Raw genomic sequence first — 18,467 nt, forward strand, 5'->3', positions numbered from 1 at the left:
ATGCAGTTGGCCCGGAAGTAATTATTTATTAATTCTTGAATGGACTTACATTTTATGAATATGCCCGATCCTCAAATGATGACCAAGGAATGGATGGCGCAGATCAGCAATCCTGAGCAGTGGAAAACGTGGTTCAACATGGTACCGCAGCCGGCCGGCAATCCGATTGCCGGCATTTTGCAGGATGCGGGCGCCAGCATCAAGCCGGAAGCGATCGAGCAACTGAAAAATGACTATGTGGCCAAGCTGACGGGCTTGTGGACTGACTTTATGGCCGGCAAGGCGCCGGAGCTGAAAGACCGCCGTTTCGCCGCTCCCGCCTGGCACGCCAGCCCCCTGTCGGCCTTCAATGCGGCAGCTTATTTGCTGAACGCGGAGTTTCTCAGCGCCATGGCCGATGCCGTGGAAGCGACGCCGCACCAGAAGCAAAAGATTGCGTTTGCCGTGCAGCAAATCGTCGACGCCATGTCGCCTGCCAATTTTCTTGCCACCAATCCCGACGCCCAGCAAACCCTGATCGAGACCAAGGGTGAAAGCCTGGCCAAGGGCTTGAGCAACATGCTGTCCGATATGGGCAAGGGCCGCATTTCGCAATCCGACGAATCGGCCTTCGAAGTGGGCCGCAACGTGGCCACCACGCCGGGCACGGTGGTGTTTGAAAACGCCTTGTTCCAGCTGATCCAGTACACGCCGACGACGGCCACGGTACACCAGCGGCCGCTGCTGATGGTGCCGCCGTGCATCAATAAATTCTATATCCTTGACTTGCAGCCGGAAAACTCGCTCGTGCGCTATGCGGTGGAGCAGGGCAATACCGTGTTTTTGATGTCCTGGCGCAATCCGGACATGAGCATGCAGCACCTGACGTGGGACGATTACGTCGAGCAAGGCGTGATCGAAGCCATCCGTGTGACGCAGGACATTTCCGGCCAGGACAAGCTCAATATGTTCGGCTTTTGCGTGGGCGGCACCATCGTCTCGACGGCGCTGGCCGTGCTCAAGGCGCGGGGTGAGAATCCCGCCGCCAGCCTGACCCTCTTGACCACTTTCCTCGATTTCTGCGACGCGGGCGCGCTCGACGTCTTCATTGACGAGCCGCAAGTGGCGTTGCGCGAGCAAAGCCTGGCCAAGGGCGGCCTGATGACGGGGCGCGACCTGGGCAGCACTTTCTCCAGCCTGCGGCCGAACGACCTGGTATGGAACTACGTGCAGTCGAATTACCTGAAAGGCAAGGAGCCGCCCGCGTTCGACTTGCTGTACTGGAACGGCGACGGCACGGGTTTGCCCGGCCCCATGTTCTGCTGGTATCTGCGCAACACTTACCTGGAAAATAGCCTGAAAGTGCCGGGCAAGCTGACGGTGGCCGGCGAACAGGTCGACTTGAGCAGCATCGACGCGCCCGCTTTCATCTACGGTTCGCGCGAAGACCATATCGTGCCCTGGGGCGCAGCCTACGCCAGCACGGCCTTGCTGAATCCGAAAAAGCCGAAAGCCAACCGTTTCATCCTCGGTGCCTCGGGCCATATCGCCGGCGTGATCAACCCGGCCTCGAAGAAAAAGCGCAGTTACTGGAGCAATGACCAGCCACGCACGGCGAAAGCCAAGCCATTGAGCGCCGAGCAATGGATGGTAGGCGCGACCGAGCACGTGGGCAGCTGGTGGCCCGAATGGGCAGCCTTCCTGGCCGAGCACGGCGGCGCGCAGGTGAAGGCGCCAGGCAAGCCGGGCAACAAGCGGCACGCGGCAATCGAGGCGGCGCCAGGACGGTATGTTAAAGTCAGGGCAGATTAGTGTGTAAAAGCTTCTCGCCAGGCAAGACCGGCGTAATCTCCGGTCTTATCAGGAATCTACTTTTAGTTGCGTTGCAATAAATGCGGGAATCTACTACCCTGATGTGCAATGGAGCCGTTTTCCACTCTATAATGGAAAAAGTAGGCAGGTGCGAAAGCGGACCCACGTTCGCTTTTTTTTCGGATTAACTCTGTACGCGCTGCGGCGCAATAAGTGGAACTTGTGATGAGTAGTGCAAAAAAAAGTATAGACCGCCTGATTAAAAAATATCCCAACCGCCGTCTGTATGACACGCAAACCAGTTCCTACATCACCTTGACGGACGTCAAGCAGCTGGTGCTGGACAATGAAGTGTTTACGGTCGTCGATGCCAAGTCCAATGAAGATTTGACGCGCAGCATCTTGCTGCAAATCATTTTGGAAGAAGAAGCGAACGGCGCGCCCATGTTCTCGAGCAGCGTGTTGTCGCAGATCATCCGCTACTATGGCCACGCCATGCAGGGCATGATGGGATCCTACCTGGAAAAGAACGTGCAAGCGTTCACCGATATCCAGCACAAGTTCACTGGCACGTCGGCCGGCAGTTTCGAAGGCAAGCCATTCAGCCCGGAAATGTGGACCCAGTTCATGAATGTTCAGGGTCCGATGATGCAAGGCATGATGAACAACTACATCGACCAGAGCAAGAGTCTGTTCGTGCAGATGCAGGAGCAGATGCAGAGCCAGAGCAAGAATCTGTTCGGCACCTTCCCCTTCGTTCCGCCTGTTCCCCCAACGGACAAAAAGTAGTCAAACCCAGGCACTCACGGGCCATTCAGTGCCCGGGAGTTGTATTGGCGTCATCAAAACAGCATAGTTCTGCCAGCAAGGGGCGGCTCGGGGTACAATAGCCGATTCGCCTCACCATTTTACTAGCTGCCAACTATGTCTGAAATTCACCGTATTCCTGTTCCTTCCGCCCAGCCCGAGGCCATGCTGGCCATGCCAGGTGCGGCGCCGAAAGTGGGCTTTGTCTCGCTCGGCTGCCCGAAAGCGCTGGTTGACTCCGAACAAATCCTGACCCAACTGCGCGCCGAAGGCTACGAAACGGCGAAATCCTACGCTGGCGCCGATCTGGTGATCGTCAATACCTGCGGTTTTATCGATGCTGCCGTGCAAGAGTCGCTCGACGCCATCGGCGAAGCGCTGGCTGAAAACGGCAAGGTCATCGTGACCGGCTGCCTGGGCGCCAAGAAAGATGCTGCCGGCGACGACATCATCATGAAGGTGCACCCGAAAGTGCTGTCCGTCACCGGTCCGCACGCGCTGGCCGAAGTGATGGATTCCGTCCACTTGCACCTGCCGAAACCGCATGCGCCATTCCTCGACCTGGTGCCGCCGCAAGGCGTCAAGCTGACGCCGAAGCACTATGCCTACCTGAAAATTTCCGAAGGCTGTAACCACCGTTGCAGTTTCTGCATCATCCCGTCGATGCGCGGCGACCTGGTGTCGCGTCCGATCGGCGAACTGATGATCGAAGCGGAAAACCTGTTCAAGGCCGGCGTCAAGGAATTGCTGGTTATTTCGCAAGACACCTCGGCGTATGGCGTGGACGTGAAATTCCGCTCCGGCTTCTGGAATGGCCGTCCCGTGAAGACCCACATGACGCAGCTGACGGAAGCGCTGGGCGAACTGGCCAAGTCCTACGGCGCCTGGGTGCGCTTGCACTATGTGTATCCCTACCCGCACGTGGACCAGATCATCCCGATGATGAGCGGCGGCCACATCCTGCCATACCTGGACATTCCGATGCAGCATGCGCATCCTGACGTACTGAAACGCATGAAGCGCCCGGCCAGCGGCGAGAAAAACCTGGATCGCATCCAGGCCTGGCGCGCCATCAACCCGGACCTGACCATCCGCTCGACCTTCATCGCCGGTTTCCCAGGCGAAACGGAAGAGGAATTCGAGTATTTGCTCGATTTCCTCAAGGAAGCGCAGATCGACCGCCTGGGCTGCTTCGCCTACTCGCCTGTCGAAGGCGCGACCGCCAACGCCATCGCCAATCCCGTGCCGGAAGAGCTGCGCGAAGAGCGCCGCGGCCGCGTGATGCTGCTGCAGGAAGAAATTTCGAAAAAACGCCTGCAAGCCAAGGTCGGCAAGACCGTGCGCGTGCTCATCGATGAAGTCACCCGCTCCGGCGGCGTGGGCCGCTCGTCCGCCGACGCGCCGGAAATCGACGGCGTCGTGTATGTGAAGCCGCCATTCGAACCCCACCGCAAGCTGGCGGTCGGTCAATTCGTCGACGTGACAATCACTTCGGCCGATGCGCACGACCTGTGGGGCGCCGCCGAGTAAAAAACGTCCATGCCTGCGTTGCGCTGCCTTGCCGTACAGTAAAGTACTGTCTTCGGCAGCGCGCCTTGGCCTGAACGTTTTTTATGCAGGTGCAACACTCTGTCAGACGTACGGCAGGCAAGGGCATAAGCCCTTACAATCAAGGCGGATCAGCAATTGCTGGCCCGCCTTTTTATTTGCCTACGATTCGATGCCGACGCCATGACCACACCCAAATCTCCCCAGACGGCGCTGATCCACAGCGATTACCAGGCGCCGCAAGGCTTTGCCGCCTTTCCCAACGCCATCCACCATGCATCGACCGTGCTGTTCAAGGACGTGGCCGCCATGCGTTCGGGCGACTGGAAAGAAAAGAACGCCTACACCTACGGCTTGCACGGCACGCCCACCACGTTCACGCTGGAAGCGCGGCTGGCCGAAATCGAAGGGGGCAAGCACTGCCTGCTGGCGCCGTCGGGGCTGGCGGCCATCGCCATGGCGGACTTTGCCCTGCTGAAAACGGGCGACGACGTTTTACTGCCGGAAAACATCTATAACCCGAACCGCGAACTGGGACGCTGGCTGGCGCAGGATTTTGGCATCACGGCCCGCTATTACGATCCGCTGATCGGTGCCGGCATCGCCGCCCTGATTCAGGAGAATACCAAGCTCATCTGGACGGAAGCGCCAGGCTCCGTGACCATGGAAGTGCCGGACTTGCCCGCCATTTGCGCGGCCGCCCATGCGCGCCGCGTGCTGGTGGCTTTGGACAACACCTGGTCGGCCGGACTGGCCCTGCGCGGCTTTGACCTGGGCGTGGACATCATCATGCAGGCGCTGACGAAATACCAGTCGGGCGGCTCGGATGTGCTGATGGGCGCCTTGATCACGCGGGACAGGGCGCTGCATGAGCGCCTGGCGCAGGCGCACATGCGCCTTGGCATGGGCGTGGGGGCGGACGATGCCTACCTGGTGCTGCGCGGCTTGCCGACCATGAAGCTGCGCTTCGATGCCCATGATGCGGGCGCGCGCACGGTGGCAAGCTGGCTCAAGGACCGCAGCGAGATCGCCACCGTGTTGCATCCGGCTTTCGCCGATTGCCCGGGCCACGCCATCTGGCAGCGCGATTTCACGGGCGCGGGAGGCCTGTTTTCCGTGCTGTTCGATGCCCGCTACACGGAGGCACATACTGACCGTTTCGTCGATGCCTTGCAGTTGTTCAAGATAGGCTACAGCTGGGGCGGCGCGAACAGCCTGGTGATGCCCTACCGTATCGCCGCCATGCGCAAGGGCTGGCAGTTGCCGGGTCAGTTGGTGCGCCTGAACGTGGGGTTGGAAGATCCGCAGGATTTGATTGCCGATATCGAACGGGCGTTCGCGGCGATGTAGGAAGCGGCAAGCCGTTGGCTTGCCGCGAAGCACCTTTTACATGGGGACGGGGGTGTTGTTGTTCAGGTCGAGGAAGCCGCGCAGCAAGCGGTAGGCTTTCCACAGCCAGGCCACTCCCCACACGACGAGCGCCAGCGGAATGCCGATCAGCGTGATCCACAGGATGGCGCCGACGACGATCCAGGCCACATACCACCAGAAGGAGCGGATCATCCAGCTGTGATGGCTGTACACGAAGGTCCCGGCCGCCTCGTCCCGTTTCACATAATTGATGATGAGCGGAATGAAGGAAAACGCGCCCAGCGAAAAAACAAAGCTGGCGCCATGTATCAGGTACAGCCACCAGGCCAGGTTCCTGGTCTGCTGGAGTGGGGTATCGAGAATCAGATCTTGTGACATGCAGGCTCCTGCTTGATGTTTGAATCAGGTTTTTATTGTAACAAGCTCTGTTGCGCAGGAGCGCAATCCATGAAAAAAGGCGGAATACATTGTTGAAAGCAGATCCACATCCCACCTTGGCCGCGCGCGCCGGATCATGGCTGCGCTGCGCTTTGCCGGCCTTGCTGCTGTGCGCCACGGTGGCCCATGCCGCCGGCCCTACGCTGGAGGCGGAGTTTGTTTCTGGTTTGAAGGAAGAGGGCCTGGCGGGCGCCGTCTGGAGCGAAGTCTTGCCAGATGGGACAGTCAAAGTTGGCGCGTCCGGTCAGCGCGATGTCGCCAAGAAATTGCCCATGCAGGCGGACACGCGCGTGCAGGTGGGTTCCGTGGGCAAGGTGGCGCTGGCGCTGGGCGTCTTGCGCCTGGTCAGCGAAGACAGGCTCACGCTCGACACGCCCTTGCAGCAGGTGCTGCCGGAACTGGCGCTGAAAAACCCGTGGCAGACCAGCGACCCCGTGCGCATCCGTCACCTGCTGGCGCATACGTCCGGCCTGGACAATGTGCGCTTCTGGCAGGCGTTCAGCCTGAACCCGGCACCGGAAACGCCGCTGGCCGAGGCGTTTGACGGCGACGGCAATCTGCTGCGCGTGCGCGCCCGGCCCGGCAGCCGCTATGCGTATTCCAATATGGGCTATGGCTTGCTGGGCATGGTGATCGAAAAAGTCACGGGCCAGCCCTACGAACGCTATCTCGATGCGCAGCTGCTGCAGCCGCTGGGCATGGCGGACAGCACGTCTGGCTTCGTCACGCAGACAGGCGCGCATGCGGATCCGCGCCTGGCCATGGGCCACTTCGAGCATGGCGTGGCGCAACCGGCCGTGCCGCAGTATTTGCGTCCGGCCGCGCAATTTACCACCACGGCGGCCGACATGGGCAAGCTGGCGCAATTCCTGATGGGCGATGGCAAGTTGCAGGGCAAGCGCTTCATCGACCTGGCGCTGATGGGCGCCTTGTCCGAACCGGCCGGCACGGATGCGGCGCAGGCGGGCCTGGCAACGGGCCATGGCCTGGCGTTGGCCGTACGCGACCGCCATAATGTGGTGGGCGCCTGCCACCCCGGCACGGCCGTGGGTTTCCGCGCCATGCTGTGCATCTACCCGGAGCAGGACAGCGCCTTCTTCGTGGCCTTCAATACGGATGCCGAGCAGGCCGACTATGAACGCTTCAACCGCCTGCTGCTGCGCGACCTGGAGCTGCCGCTGCGCGCGCCGGCTCCGCAGGGCACGCCCGCCCCCACGGTGGAAAACTGGCAGGGTGTGTACGTGCCGTCGCCCAGCCCCATGGCCAGCATGGCCTGGGTCGATGCCGTCTTCGGCTTTACGCGCCTGAAATGGGATGGCGAGTCGCTGTTCCTGATCCCGTTCCAGGGCGAGCCGAAGGAACTGGAACCGGTGGGCGGCTTGCTGTTCCGCGCCAGCGACCGCAGCACTGCGTCGCATGTGCTGATGCAAGAGGATGGCAAGCATATCCTCAGCGACGGCTTGCGCAGCTATGAGCGGGTGTCGATGCTGCGCATGCTGGTCTTGTGGGGCAGCCTGGCCCTGGGCATGGCGGGCTTGCTGTATGTGCTGGTGGTGGGCGTCTGGCGCGCCGCACTGCGCAGCCTGCGACGGGGCGACCATCTGTTCGCGCCCCTGCTGTCGCTGTTGTCGCTGCTCCTGCCTCTGCCGCTGTTCTATTTTCAGTCTTACCTGCGCCTGGGCGATGTCACTGTCGCCAGCGTGCTGCTGGCGCTGGTCACGGGTGCGCTGCCGCTGGCCATGGCGTTTGGCCTGGCGCGCTGCTGGCGCAGCCGCGGCACGGCGGCCGAGGCCGGCTCGTGGGCGAAATGGGATTGGGTAGGCTTGCTGGCGGCATTGCAACTGCTGCTGGTGCTGGCCTGGTGGGGCTTGCTGCCGCTGCGACTGTGGCAGTTGTAGTCGCTGTAGCGGGCCGTCAGCGCCAGACGTGCAGCAGCCGTCGCCACCAGCGTTGCGCCGGCGTGGCCTTGGGGCCGCATTCGGCGCGCCCGGCGCGCTTGGCGCGATAGCTGGCCACCGCCATTTGCAGGCCGATGAGGTCCATCGCCGCCATCGCCTCGGCTTGCTGCTGAGACAAGCCGTGCAGCAAGGCCTGCGTCCGGGGTTCGAGCAGGAAGGCAGCATGCAGGGCGTCGTCCGTGTACAGCCTTGCCAAATAGGTTTCCAGTGCGGCGGAACTCATGCGCACCGCCCCGCGCGCAAGGCAGCGCGCGCCAGTTCCAGCTGACCCAGCACATGGTCGAACGACGGGTAATTGCCGTCGCGTTCGACGATCACCGTTAGAGGCTGCGGCGCATGGCGCGCCAGCAAGGTCAATAAAGCGAAGACGGCGGGCGGTACATCGTGCAAATGGTCGTCCAGCAAGCGCTTGCCAGCGCCGCCCGGTGCTTCGATCCAGTGGCCGCCACTCAGGTGCACGGCGCCGACCATGGCCAGGGGCAGGCGCAGCAGCAGTTCCTCCGGCGCCTCGCCAAAATTGACGGCATTCGCATACAGGTTGTGCAGGTCCAGCAGCAGCGGCACTTGCGCGCCGTGGATAATCTGCGCCAGCCATGCGGCTTCGGCCATCGTGCTGGCGGGAGGCTGGACCAGGGTGGCGATGTTTTCCATCAGCGGCGCGCTGCCGACGATGCGGGTGGCCAGCGCGATATTGGCCACGGCGCCGGCGGCGGTGTGCGGCGTGCGCGGCGGCGCCGCCAGATGGCCGATTTCGACGCCGCCCGCGCGCACGAAACTCAGATGCTCGGACCATGACTCCGCCTGTACCGTCTTCATCAGGCGCGCCATCGCATGCAGGCGGCGCGGGTCGGCGGGAATGCTTGACGCCAGCCCCATGCCCACGCCGTGCAGGCTCAGCGGCACCTGGCGCGCCAGGCTGCACAGGGCGGCGATGCCTGCGCGCGGGGCGTGGTAATAATCATCGGCGATCACTTCCAGTATGTCGATCTGCGCCAGGTTGGACAGGATGCCGGCGGCCAGTTCGCCGCGCCAGCCCAGGCCGACGCGGTCGCGTGCGGCCCCCTTGCTAGCTGCCACAGCCGCCGCCACCGCCGCAACCTCCGCAGCCGCTGCCGCACGAAGAGCCGCCGCCGTCGCCGCCCGAGGAGGAGCCGCCCGAGTCGCCCGTGCCGCCGGACGACGCGTCGCCGCCCGTGCTTTGCCGGGGCACGGGGTACAGCTCGGCGACATACGCGTACACCGACGGCGGCAGGGCGCCGATGCCGAAGATGGCGGCCAGCAGTGCCATGTCGCCACTGCTGCCGCCCGCCTGCAGGCGTGATGCGCGCATGTTCAGGCGGCCAAACAGCATGCGCAGGGCGGTCAGCAGCCGCTGCGCGCCCCAGCTGGCCGTTCGCTTGCGCAAGCCGCGCAGCTTGAGCAAAAATATCGCCAGCAGCAGTGCCAGGAACAGCAGGTTGTAGTGGCCGTTGCCGATGGCGATGACGGCCTTGACGGCGGCCACCGTCAGCAGCAGGTAGTGTGCGACCCAGGTGATGCGTTCGCGCCGGCGCAGCAGCGGCGGGCCGAGCAGTAATTCCTGCTGCGTCAAGCTGTCCTGGTAGGCGCGGCACGAAGGCAGCGTGTCGGCCTGCACAGCCAGTTCCTTGCTGTGGCCCTGGCGGCCCAGGTAGAGCCGCAGCACGTCGCGTTCGATGTCATGGATGGCGAAGCGCAGGCTGTCGGCGCTGGCCGTTTCCAGCAGCGGACCTTGGGCGCGCAGCAAGCCGCGGTCGACCAGCACGATGGCGGCAATTTTCAACGCTTCGAGGGCGCCGCCGCGCAGGAAGGCGATGCGGTAAGGGTCATCGGCCAGCGTGAGCCGGGCGTGCGGATTGCGCAATTCCTGGCGGATCAGCAGCTCGCGTACCAGGTACAGCACAAGCACACCAAAGATCAGGTAGGCCAGCAGGAACCACGGCCCGCTCCAGTCAAACGGATTCGCGCCCTTCACTGCATGTGCTCCGCGTGCTCGCGCAAGCGTTCGGTAATGGTCATCAGGCCAGTAAAGGCGGGCAGGGCCTGGCCCGGCGCCAGGCGCGCCGTTTCGCGCGCCGTCGACATGGCTTGCAAGGCAGAGTACAGGGCAGGTTCGCCCAGCTGGTCGACAAACGCTTCGAGCGCTTGCTTGCCAGATAGCGGCGCCCGGCCATCGAGCTGCGCCAGCGACGCTGCGGCCGAGCGCAGCGGGCCGGCAGCGTCGGCGATGGCGCCCGCCAGCTGTTCTTCGTTCAGGCTGAGCAGCAGATAGCGTTCGCGCATGCGCACTTGCTGGTTCAGCAGCACTTGCCGCAGCCGGCGCAGCACGGCGTCGCGGCTGGTATGCAGGCTGGCGAAGGGATCATTGCCCAGCAGCACTTGATGGCGCGCAATAATATCGGCAAACTTGACGGCGAAGGCGTCGGCCGCATCCGTCAATTCGTTTTCAAGCAGGAACATCACTTGCAAATCGATGGCGGCGTGCGCCATGCGCAAGGGCCCGCGCAGCGCATCGGCCGCTGGCGGCGCAAAGCGCTTGAGCAGCAACAGCAGGTTGACGTCGGACGTGGCGCGTAGCTGGCCGTCGGCGGCCGAGCCAAACAGCACGGCGGCGACAAGGTCATCCCCGAATGCCGTTTGCGCGGCGGCGACAAACAAGTCCAGATGGCGTTGTACCTCTTCTGGCAGCGATGGCGGCATGCGGTGTTCTTTCACGGTGGGCAAGCTTGGTAATCACAAGTTTGCAATATAGCAAAAATATGCGATCGTGCGCGCACCACCAGGCGCCAAGTCAGGTCAATACGTTCAGCAAGCCATCGAGACCCACAAAGTTCAGCGCCACATCGGCCTGCGAGCGCACCACGGGCTTGGCGCGGAAGGCGACCGACAGGCCGGCGATGCCCATCATTTTCAAGTCGTTGGCGCCGTCGCCCATGACGATGGCCTGCGATGGCGTAATGCCCAGCTCCGCGCATACGCGCTCCACCGTGCGCTGCTTTTCCTCGGCATCGACGATGCCCCCTAACACTTTCCCCGTCAGCTTGCCATCGACTATTTCCAGCTCGTTCGCGTGCGTATAGTCGAGGCCCAGGCGCTGTTTCAGGCGCTCGGTGAAGAAGGTGAAGCCGCCCGATACCAGCAGGGTTTTCAGGCCGGCCTTCTGCACGGCCGCCAGCATTTTTTCGGCGCCAGGCGACAGTTTCAGGCGCTCGTCGTAGACGCGCTGCAAGGCCGACGCGTCGAGGCCTTCGAGCAGGGCCACGCGCTGCTTCAAGCTGGCGGCGAAATCGAGCTCGCCGCGCATGGCCGCTTCCGTGATGGCCGCCACCTGCGGCTTGAGACCCTGCATGTCGGCGATTTCATCGATGCACTCGATGGTGATCAGGGTCGAATCCATGTCCATCGCCACCAGCTTGAATTCACTCAGTTCGCGCTGGCCCATCATGTAGGTGGCGTCCAGCTGGGCCGCCTGGGCCGCCACCTCGATGGTGGGGCGCAGCGCGGGCGAATAGGCGATCTTTTCGCAGCGCACGGCGTTTGGGCCCAGGCGCGTGATGGACGTCGGCGCGGCCAGGGCGGCGATGCGATCGAGCCTGGCCATGTCGCCGTCGAGACCCTGCAGGATCAGATTCATGGTGATGGAAGTCGTGTTGGTCATGGGGCAGTCCTGCATAGATTATCGAAATTGTTTACACCGTCAATTGCTTGATGGTGGTCTTGATCTGCGTCACGCGCGCGGCCAGGTCGGGCATGGCGGCCGTGATTTTCAGCTTGTCCTGGCCATGCAGCTTGATATGGCGGTTCTTCTGGATCAGGTCGATGATGCGCATCGGGTCGATGGGGGGCTTGGCCATGAATTGCAGGGTGGCCGCCTCGCCATGCACGTCGATCTTGACGATGCCCACGGTTTTCGCGGCGATGCGCAGGCGGTGCGTCTCGATCAGCGCTTTCACGGGGTCGGGCAGCTTGCCGAAGCGGTCGATCAGTTCTTCCTGGATATCGTCGATCTTCTCCTGCGTGGCGCAGTTGGCCAGGCGCTTGTAGATCGACAGGCGCTCGTGCACGTCGCCGCAGAAGTCCGCCGGCAGCAGGGCCGGCACGTGCAGGTTGATTTCCGTCGTCGAGGCCAGCGGTGCGGCCAGGTCCGGCTCCTTGCCCGCTTTCAGCGAGCGTACGGCTTCGTTGAGCATGTCCGAATACAGCTGGAAGCCGACTTCCGTCATCTCGCCCGACTGGCTCTCGCCCAGCACCTCGCCGGCGCCGCGTATTTCCAGGTCGTGCATGGCCAGGTAAAAGCCGCTGCCCAGTTCTTCCATCTGCTGGATGGCGTCCAGGCGGCGCTGCGCCAGTTTCGTGAGGCCCTGCACGTCGTGCACCAGCAGGTAGGCGTAGGCCTGGTGATGCGAGCGTCCGACCCGGCCGCGCAGCTGGTGCAGCTGCGCCAGGCCGAACTTGTCGGCGCGGTGCATGATGATGGTGTTTGCGGTCGGCACGTCGATACCCGTTTCAATGATCGTCGTGCACAGCAAAATGTTGAAACGCTGGGCGACGAAGTCGCGCATGACCTTTTCCAGGTCGCGCTCGTGCATCTGGCCGTGCGCCACGGCGATGCGCGCCTCGGGCAGTAGTTCCGTCAGCATGGCCAGGCGGTTCTGGATGGTTTCCACCTCGTTGTGCAGGAAGTAGATCTGGCCACCCCGTTTGAGCTCGCGCAGGCACGCTTCGCGGATGATGGCTTCGCCCTCGCTGCGCACGAACGTCTTGATGGCCAGGCGCTTTTGCGGTGCCGTGGCGATGATGGAAAAGTCGCGCAAGCCTTCCAGCGCCATGCCCAGGGTGCGGGGAATCGGCGTGGCCGTCAGGGTCAGCACGTCCACTTCCGCGCGCAAGGCCTTCAAGGCTTCCTTCTGGCGCACGCCGAACCTGTGTTCCTCGTCGATGATGACCAGGCCCAGTCGGGTAAATTTGACGTCGTCCGACAGCAGTTTATGCGTGCCGATGACGATGTCGATGGTGCCGTCGGCCATGCCCTTGAATGCCTGCGTAATCTCCTTGCCGCTGCGGAAGCGCGACAATTCCGCGATGCGCACGGGCCAGTCGGCAAAGCGGTCGGCGAAGGTTTGCGCGTGCTGCTCCGCCAGCAGGGTGGTGGGCGCCAGTATCGCTACCTGCTTGCCGCCCATGACGGCGATGAAGGCGGCGCGCAAGGCCACTTCCGTCTTGCCGAAGCCGACGTCGCCGCAGACAAGGCGGTCCATCGGTTTGCCGGAAGTCATGTCCTTGATGACGTTGTGGATGGCCTCGGCCTGGTCCGGCGTTTCGTCGAAGCCGAAGCTGTCGGCGAAGCGCTGGTAGTCGTGCGCGGAGAATTCGAAGGAGTGGCCCTGGCGCAGCGCGCGGCGCGCGTACAGGTTGAGCAGCTCGGCGGCCGTGTCGCGTACCTGTTCGGCTGCACGTTTTTTGGCCTTTTCCCACTGGCCCGAGCCGAGCGAGTGCAATGGCGCGTCTTCCGGCGAGGCGCCCGAATAGCGTGAGATCACATGCAGCTGCGACACGGGCACATACAGTTTCGTGTCCTTGGCGTATTCCAGGTGCAAAAATTCCGTCTCGCCTTCACCCAGGTCCATGCTGGTCAGGCCCATGTAGCGCCCGATGCCATGGTTGATGTGCACCACGGGGTCGCCGATTTTCAGCTCCGACAGGTCGCGCACCATCGATTCGACCTGCGTCACGCCTTCCTGTTTCTTGGTGCCGACGCGGCGGCCGGAACCGGCATACAGCTCCGTCTCGGTGATGAAGGCCAGATTGCCTTCTGGCGTAAACAGTTCGAAACCCGCGTGCAGCGGCGCCACGCCCAGCATCAGCTTGGCGTCGGACTGCAGGAAGCCGTCGCAGCCTTCCACTGGTGTCAGGTGCAGATCGTATTCGGTAAAGTACTGCTGCAGGGTTTCGCGGCGGCCGTTCGATTCGGCGCAGATCATCACGCGGCGGCCCGATTGCAGCAGATAGCTGCGCAGGTTGGCCAGCGGGTCGTCGGCGCGGCGGTTGACGGCGATGTTCGGCACGGGCGCCGACAGTTCGGAGGCCAGGGCGTCGTTCGACTTCGTGATGGCCAGGCGCGGATACGGCTTGGCCAGGCCGAAGAACTGTTCGTCGGACAGGAATAGCGCTTCGGGCGGCAGGATCGGCCGCTCGCGGTCCGCCTTCAAGAAGCGGTAGCGCGACTGGGTATCGGTCCAGAAGCGCCCGATGGCCGCGTCGATCTCGCCTACCAGAGCCAGCGAGGCGTCAGGCGGCAGGTAGTCGAACAGGGTGGCCGTCTGCTCGAAGAACAAGGGCAGATAGTATTCGATACCGGCCGAGGCGATGCCGCTGCTGATGTCCTTGTAGACGACCGAGCGCGATGGATCGCCCTCGAACTGCTCGCGCCAGCGGTTGCGGAAGGTCGTGCGCGCCGCTTCGTCCATGGGGAATTCACGCCCCGGCAGCAGCCGCACTTCGTGCACGGGGTAGAGCGAGCGCTGGGTGTCGGCGTCGAAGGTGCGGATGGTTTCGATGGTGTCGCCGAACAGGTCCAGCCGGTAAGGCAGGGCCGAGCCCATGGGGAACAGGTCGAGCAGGCCGCCGCGCACCGAGTATTCGCCGGGCGACATCACTTGCGAGACATGGCTGTAGCCGGCCAGGGTCAGTTGCGACTTCAATCGCGCTTCGTCGAGCTTTTCGCCCTTCTTGAAGAAGAAGGTGTAGGCGGCCAAAAAGGACGGTGGCGCCAGGCGCACCAGCGCCGTGGTGGCCGGCACGATCAGCACGTCGCACTGGCGCGTCTGGATTTCGTGCAGGGTGGCCAGACGCTCGGAGACCAGGTCCTGGTGCGGCGAAAAGGCGTCGTAGGGCAGGGTTTCCCAGTCCGGCAGCAGATGGCAGCGCAGTTCCGTGCCGCCAAACCACGGGATTTCATCGAGCAGGCGCTGTCCGTCGCTGGCCTGCGCCACCACCACGGCCAGCATCTGGCCCCGCGCTTTCAAGGCCAAAGCGGCCAGCGCCAGGGCATAGGCGTCGGATGAACCATACAGGGCGGGCAGCGCGTAGCGGTTGCCAGGCTTGGGGAGAGCTTTTTTTAAGTCTAAGGACATGCAGGCGATGACACTAGTGGCAGAGGCAGTTGAGTGGGACAGCTGTGGTGCGCGCAGCGCCGCCAGTGACGGCGCCGACAGGCGAGATTATAGACCATCACTTATATCTCCGCGCTTGAGAAAACCGTCGCGAGCGGCAGTGATTTGTGGCCGAGAAGCGCAACTGTGCTTGAGCACAGTGAGCATCGCAGGCCGCAAAGCGCGACGCGCAGCAGGTTTTATCATGCGCGGACATTGGCAATGCCGAAGGGGACGTGCACCATCGGGATGGTGCCGCCCGCCGATTTCAGGTGGCTCAGCTGGTCGTCAAAGAAAATATGCGGCTTGAACACGGCCAGCACGCGCGACTTGTCCATGCCGCCGAGGAAAAATGTCTCATCGGCCGCCACACCCCAGCTTTTCAGGGTCGTCACGACCCGTTCGTGCGACGGTGCGTTGCGCGCCGTGATGATGGCAATGCGCAGTATCTTCTTGTAGCCGGGGTCGCGCCGCTGCGCCTTTTCTTCCAGGCGCTGCATGGTGGCCAGTTTCTGGAACAGGTCGGCCAGCGGGCCGGGGCGGTGCGGTGTGCCCACGTTCAGGGTTTCATGGGCGTGGAATTCATCGACGTCATTGTTGCGCTTGAACACGGTTTCCGCTTCGTCGTCGGCGATCACGCCATCGAAATCGAAGGCCACGCGCAGTTCTTCGTCGTTTTCGTCGTCTTCCGTGCGCGACGGCAGCACCAGCCCGGCCGGATAGTTGCAGGCCAGCGCGCTGCGCACGTCGTCTTCATTCGCGCTGAGGAAGAGCGAGGCGTTGAAGGCGGGCAGGTAGGGGTAGGGCGACTTGCCCGTCATGAAGGCGGCGCGCGAAATGTCCAGGCCGTAGTGGGCGATGCTGTGCATGACGCGCAAGCCCGTTTCGGGCGAATTGCGCGAAAACAGCACCACTTCCACGGGCGACTGGCGCGGATAGTGTTTGTTGATGTTCAGGAAGCGGCGGATGAAGGGAAAGGCCACGCCGCGCGGCAAAACTGTGTCGATATGCGTTTCCTGGTACTTGCGGTATTCCTCGGGGCCGTTGTCGAGGTAGACCTGGTGCGATTCGGCCAGGTCGAACAGGGCGCTGGAAGCGACCCCGATCACCAGTTTGTGTTCGATAGGATAAGCCATGCTGTTCCTGTGGTGTACGTGTTGACTATCTTATACGACTATGAACTGCGCAGCCAGTAGTGGCGCACGGGGATTTTTTTGCACCAAAGCTGGGCGCCAGGCCATTTTTTCTGACCGCTGTGCAATACGCGCCACAGTAAAGAAATAAATCTTGTTTTGTATCAAGTATGTATCAGCCAGAAACATATTTTTCCTCTATGCTTCCACTTATGAATTCTCGCCAATTGTAACGAAGCGTACGCCCCATCCCCGCCACCTTTATACAAGTGTCAGCTGTTTTACTCGAACATGCCAGCCCGAACCTCGCCAGCAGTCGTCGTGACTTTATAAAGGACCTAGCCATGTTTAAGAATTTACTGATCAAATGGAAGCTGGCGACGCTCGTCGCCGTGATGATGGCGGCCTTGCTGGTGGTGGGCATCTGCGGTTACACGGGTATCGCCACCGTCGGCACCGCCGTCAATGAAATTGGCGTGGTGCGCCTGCCGTCGATCCAGGGCTTGATGATGATCAGCGAAGGCCAGACGGCCGTCGCGGCCGCCACCCTGACGGCCGCCATCTATGAAAACAATTACCAGGCGCAAGACAAGTTCGCGGAAGCGCTGCAGCTGCGCACCAAGGCCTGGAGCAATATCGAGGCGGGCCGCAAGCTGTACGAGCCGTTGCCGCAGACGCCGGAGGAAGCCGTGCTGTGGAAGCGCTTCCAGGGCGAGTGGACGGCCTGGAAGGCGGACGACGACAGGGTGCGCGCCATCTTGCGCCAGCTGGCCGACAATCGCGACGAGCAGCAGCAAAAGACCCTGTTCGTGGCGTTCTACAAGCAGTATCTGGATTCGCGCAGCCTGTTCGGCAAGGCCGAAGCCACCCTCAATGAGATCATCAAGCTCAATAACGGCGTGGCCGATGCCAGCGTCAAGGATGGCAGCGCTGCCGTGGTGCGTTCGGAAAGCCTGATGCTGCTTCTGGGCTTGCTGGCGTCGGCACTGGGCATCGGCTGCGCCGCCTACATCACGCGCGCCATCACGCAGCCGATCAATTCGGCCGTGAAAGTGGCGCAAACGGTGGCCTCGGGCGACCTGACCAGCCACATCGAGGTGCACACGACGGAAGAAACGGGCCAGCTGCTGCAGGCGCTGAAAGACATGAATTCCAGCCTGGTCAACATCGTCGGCCAGGTGCGCAGCGGTACGGAGACCATCGCCACGGCGTCGTCGGAAATTGCCAGCGGCAACCTGGACCTGTCCTCGCGCACGGAAGAGCAGGCCAGCTCGCTGGAAGAGACGGCATCGTCGATGGAGGAGCTGACCTCCACCGTGCGGCAGAACGCCGACAATGCCCAGCAGGCCAACCAGCTGGCGCTGAGCGCTTCCGGCGTCGCCGTGAAGGGCGGTGAGGTGGTGGGCAAGGTCGTCGAGACCATGGAGGCCATCAACGATTCCTCGCGCAAGATCGTCGACATCATTTCCGTCATCGACGGCATCGCCTTCCAGACGAATATTCTGGCCCTGAATGCGGCCGTGGAAGCGGCGCGCGCGGGCGAGCAGGGACGCGGTTTCGCCGTGGTGGCGACAGAAGTGCGCAACCTGGCGCAACGCTCGGCGGCGGCGGCCAAGGAAATCAAGACCCTGATCGGCGACTCCGTGGTGGCGGTCGACGCTGGCAGCAAGCTGGTGGCCGAGGCGGGCAGCACGATGGCCGAAATCGTCTCCAGCGTGCAGCGCGTGACGGACATCATGGCGGAAATCAGCCTGGCGACGCAGGAGCAAAGCTCGGGCATCGACCAAATCAACCAAGCCATCGGCCAGATGGACCAGGTGACGCAGCAAAATGCGGCCCTGGTGGAAGAGGCGGCCGCCGCAGCCGAATCCTTGCAGGAGCAGTCGGGCCAGCTGGCTGGTGTGGTCAGCGTCTTCAAGCTCGATGGCGCACAGGCGCCCGCCGCCCGCACGAAGGCGCCCGCGCCGCGCGCCGTGATGGCCAGCGCCGTACCGAAGCGGCCGGCACCGCGTCCGCCATCGCGACCTGCCGCGGGCCGCCCGGCCCTGCACGCCGTACCGTCCTCGCGCCACAGCGCGCCGCGCGACGACGAGTGGGAAGTGTTCTGATGGATTGACGGCGCCAGCATGCGCTTCCGGACGGCCGCCCTGCGCGGCCGTTTTTGCCTGCGTGCCCATGCGTGCACTGCGGTTACTACTTACTAAAAAAACAGCGTTACATAAATAGCTGTTTTGCTATCTAAGCAAATCTTT

14 protein-coding genes are annotated in these 18,467 nt (G+C 62.8%); 6 read left to right on the forward strand and 8 right to left on the reverse strand.

The genetic code is table 11. The features are described 5' to 3' along the window. Positions 1–75 precede the first annotated feature (75 nt). The 4 genes from phaC to ACQ4WZ_RS06170 all read left to right on the forward strand — a co-directional run bounded on the left by phaC (position 76) and on the right by ACQ4WZ_RS06170 (position 5,496). Positions 76–1,791, forward strand: coding sequence for a class I poly(R)-hydroxyalkanoic acid synthase (gene phaC / locus ACQ4WZ_RS06155; protein ID WP_101481728.1), 1,716 nt, complete (start codon positions 76–78; stop codon positions 1,789–1,791). A 225-nt stretch (positions 1,792–2,016) separates the two neighbouring features. Next, positions 2,017–2,580 carry a polyhydroxyalkanoate synthesis repressor PhaR gene (gene phaR / locus ACQ4WZ_RS06160; protein WP_010399000.1) on the forward strand — a complete coding sequence of 188 codons (564 nt, stop codon included), beginning with the start codon at positions 2,017–2,019 and terminating at the stop codon, positions 2,578–2,580. Between the two features lie 192 nt (positions 2,581–2,772). Beyond that, positions 2,773–4,128: a 30S ribosomal protein S12 methylthiotransferase RimO gene (gene rimO / locus ACQ4WZ_RS06165; RefSeq protein WP_133993417.1), complete on the forward strand. Its 1,356-nt coding sequence runs from the start codon at positions 2,773–2,775 to the stop codon at positions 4,126–4,128. 201 nt (positions 4,129–4,329) lie between these two features. After that, positions 4,330–5,496, forward strand: coding sequence for a cystathionine beta-lyase (locus ACQ4WZ_RS06170; protein WP_436572825.1), 1,167 nt, complete (start codon positions 4,330–4,332; stop codon positions 5,494–5,496). 36 nt (positions 5,497–5,532) lie between these two features. On the opposite strand, the gene ACQ4WZ_RS06175 is transcribed toward ACQ4WZ_RS06170, so the two are convergent. Beyond that, entirely contained in the window at positions 5,533–5,895 is a 363-nt protein-coding gene (locus ACQ4WZ_RS06175) for a DUF4870 family protein (RefSeq protein WP_436572826.1), read from the reverse strand. 92 nt (positions 5,896–5,987) lie between these two features. Here ACQ4WZ_RS06175 and ACQ4WZ_RS06180 point away from each other — a divergent pair, with 92 nt between their 5' ends. Continuing rightward, a complete protein-coding gene (locus ACQ4WZ_RS06180; protein WP_436572827.1) occupies positions 5,988–7,853 on the forward strand; it encodes a serine hydrolase domain-containing protein in 1,866 nt (621 codons plus the stop codon). A 16-nt stretch (positions 7,854–7,869) separates the two neighbouring features. Here the strand turns inward: ACQ4WZ_RS06180 and ACQ4WZ_RS06185 are convergent, their stop codons facing one another. From ACQ4WZ_RS06185 to ACQ4WZ_RS06215, 7 genes are all read right to left on the reverse strand, one after another. Further along, positions 7,870–8,136: a hypothetical protein gene (locus ACQ4WZ_RS06185; protein WP_436572828.1), complete on the reverse strand. Its 267-nt coding sequence runs from the start codon at positions 8,134–8,136 to the stop codon at positions 7,870–7,872. After that, positions 8,133–8,990 (reverse strand): MbnB/TglH/ChrH family RiPP precursor modification enzyme, encoded by an 858-nt coding sequence (locus tag ACQ4WZ_RS06190; protein ID WP_436572829.1) that lies wholly within the window; start codon positions 8,988–8,990, stop codon positions 8,133–8,135. Before ACQ4WZ_RS06190 ends, ACQ4WZ_RS06185 begins: the two co-directional genes overlap by 4 nt. After that, entirely contained in the window at positions 8,980–9,906 is a 927-nt protein-coding gene (locus tag ACQ4WZ_RS06195; RefSeq protein WP_436572830.1) for a TIGR04222 domain-containing membrane protein, read from the reverse strand. Before ACQ4WZ_RS06195 ends, ACQ4WZ_RS06190 begins: the two co-directional genes overlap by 11 nt. Next, positions 9,903–10,631: a nucleotidyltransferase domain-containing protein gene (locus ACQ4WZ_RS06200; RefSeq protein WP_133990741.1), complete on the reverse strand. Its 729-nt coding sequence runs from the start codon at positions 10,629–10,631 to the stop codon at positions 9,903–9,905. Before ACQ4WZ_RS06200 ends, ACQ4WZ_RS06195 begins: the two co-directional genes overlap by 4 nt. A gap of 91 nt (positions 10,632–10,722) precedes the next feature. After that, positions 10,723–11,565 (reverse strand): phosphoserine phosphatase SerB, encoded by an 843-nt coding sequence (gene serB, locus ACQ4WZ_RS06205; RefSeq protein ID WP_133993419.1) that lies wholly within the window; start codon positions 11,563–11,565, stop codon positions 10,723–10,725. 55 nt (positions 11,566–11,620) lie between these two features. Continuing rightward, the gene (mfd, locus tag ACQ4WZ_RS06210) at positions 11,621–15,064 is read right to left on the reverse strand and encodes a transcription-repair coupling factor (protein WP_436572831.1); all 3,444 of its coding nucleotides are present in this window, start codon (positions 15,062–15,064) and stop codon (positions 11,621–11,623) included. A gap of 221 nt (positions 15,065–15,285) precedes the next feature. Next, positions 15,286–16,218, reverse strand: coding sequence for a 5'-nucleotidase (locus ACQ4WZ_RS06215; RefSeq protein ID WP_101481718.1), 933 nt, complete (start codon positions 16,216–16,218; stop codon positions 15,286–15,288). 341 nt (positions 16,219–16,559) lie between these two features. Between ACQ4WZ_RS06215 and ACQ4WZ_RS06220 the strand changes: the two genes are divergently transcribed. Next, on the forward strand, positions 16,560–18,323 hold the full coding sequence (locus ACQ4WZ_RS06220; protein ID WP_133990743.1) for a methyl-accepting chemotaxis protein: 1,764 nt from the start codon (positions 16,560–16,562) through the stop codon (positions 18,321–18,323). Positions 18,324–18,467 lie beyond the last annotated feature (144 nt).

Source organism: Janthinobacterium darwini (genome assembly GCF_051380905.1).
Lineage (GTDB): Bacteria > Pseudomonadota > Gammaproteobacteria > Burkholderiales > Burkholderiaceae_D > Janthinobacterium.

What these genes read in the sequence shown, in the direction of transcription:
- phaC (WP_101481728.1), top strand. Translation starts at nt 76, where the DNA reads ATGATGACCAAGGAATGGATGGCGCAGATCAGCAATCCTGAGCAGTGG.
- phaR (WP_010399000.1), top strand. Translation starts at nt 2,017, where the DNA reads ATGAGTAGTGCAAAAAAAAGTATAGACCGCCTGATTAAAAAATATCCC.
- rimO (WP_133993417.1), top strand. Translation starts at nt 2,773, where the DNA reads ATGCCAGGTGCGGCGCCGAAAGTGGGCTTTGTCTCGCTCGGCTGCCCG.
- ACQ4WZ_RS06170 (WP_436572825.1), top strand. Translation starts at nt 4,330, where the DNA reads ATGACCACACCCAAATCTCCCCAGACGGCGCTGATCCACAGCGATTAC.
- ACQ4WZ_RS06175 (WP_436572826.1), bottom strand. Translation starts at nt 5,895, where the DNA reads ATGTCACAAGATCTGATTCTCGATACCCCACTCCAGCAGACCAGGAAC.
- ACQ4WZ_RS06185 (WP_436572828.1), bottom strand. Translation starts at nt 8,136, where the DNA reads ATGAGTTCCGCCGCACTGGAAACCTATTTGGCAAGGCTGTACACGGAC.
- ACQ4WZ_RS06200 (WP_133990741.1), bottom strand. Translation starts at nt 10,631, where the DNA reads ATGCCGCCATCGCTGCCAGAAGAGGTACAACGCCATCTGGACTTGTTT.
- serB (WP_133993419.1), bottom strand. Translation starts at nt 11,565, where the DNA reads ATGAATCTGATCCTGCAGGGTCTCGACGGCGACATGGCCAGGCTCGAT.
- mfd (WP_436572831.1), bottom strand. Translation starts at nt 15,064, where the DNA reads ATGTCCTTAGACTTAAAAAAAGCTCTCCCCAAGCCTGGCAACCGCTAC.
- ACQ4WZ_RS06215 (WP_101481718.1), bottom strand. Translation starts at nt 16,218, where the DNA reads ATGGCTTATCCTATCGAACACAAACTGGTGATCGGGGTCGCTTCCAGC.
- ACQ4WZ_RS06220 (WP_133990743.1), top strand. Translation starts at nt 16,560, where the DNA reads ATGTTTAAGAATTTACTGATCAAATGGAAGCTGGCGACGCTCGTCGCC.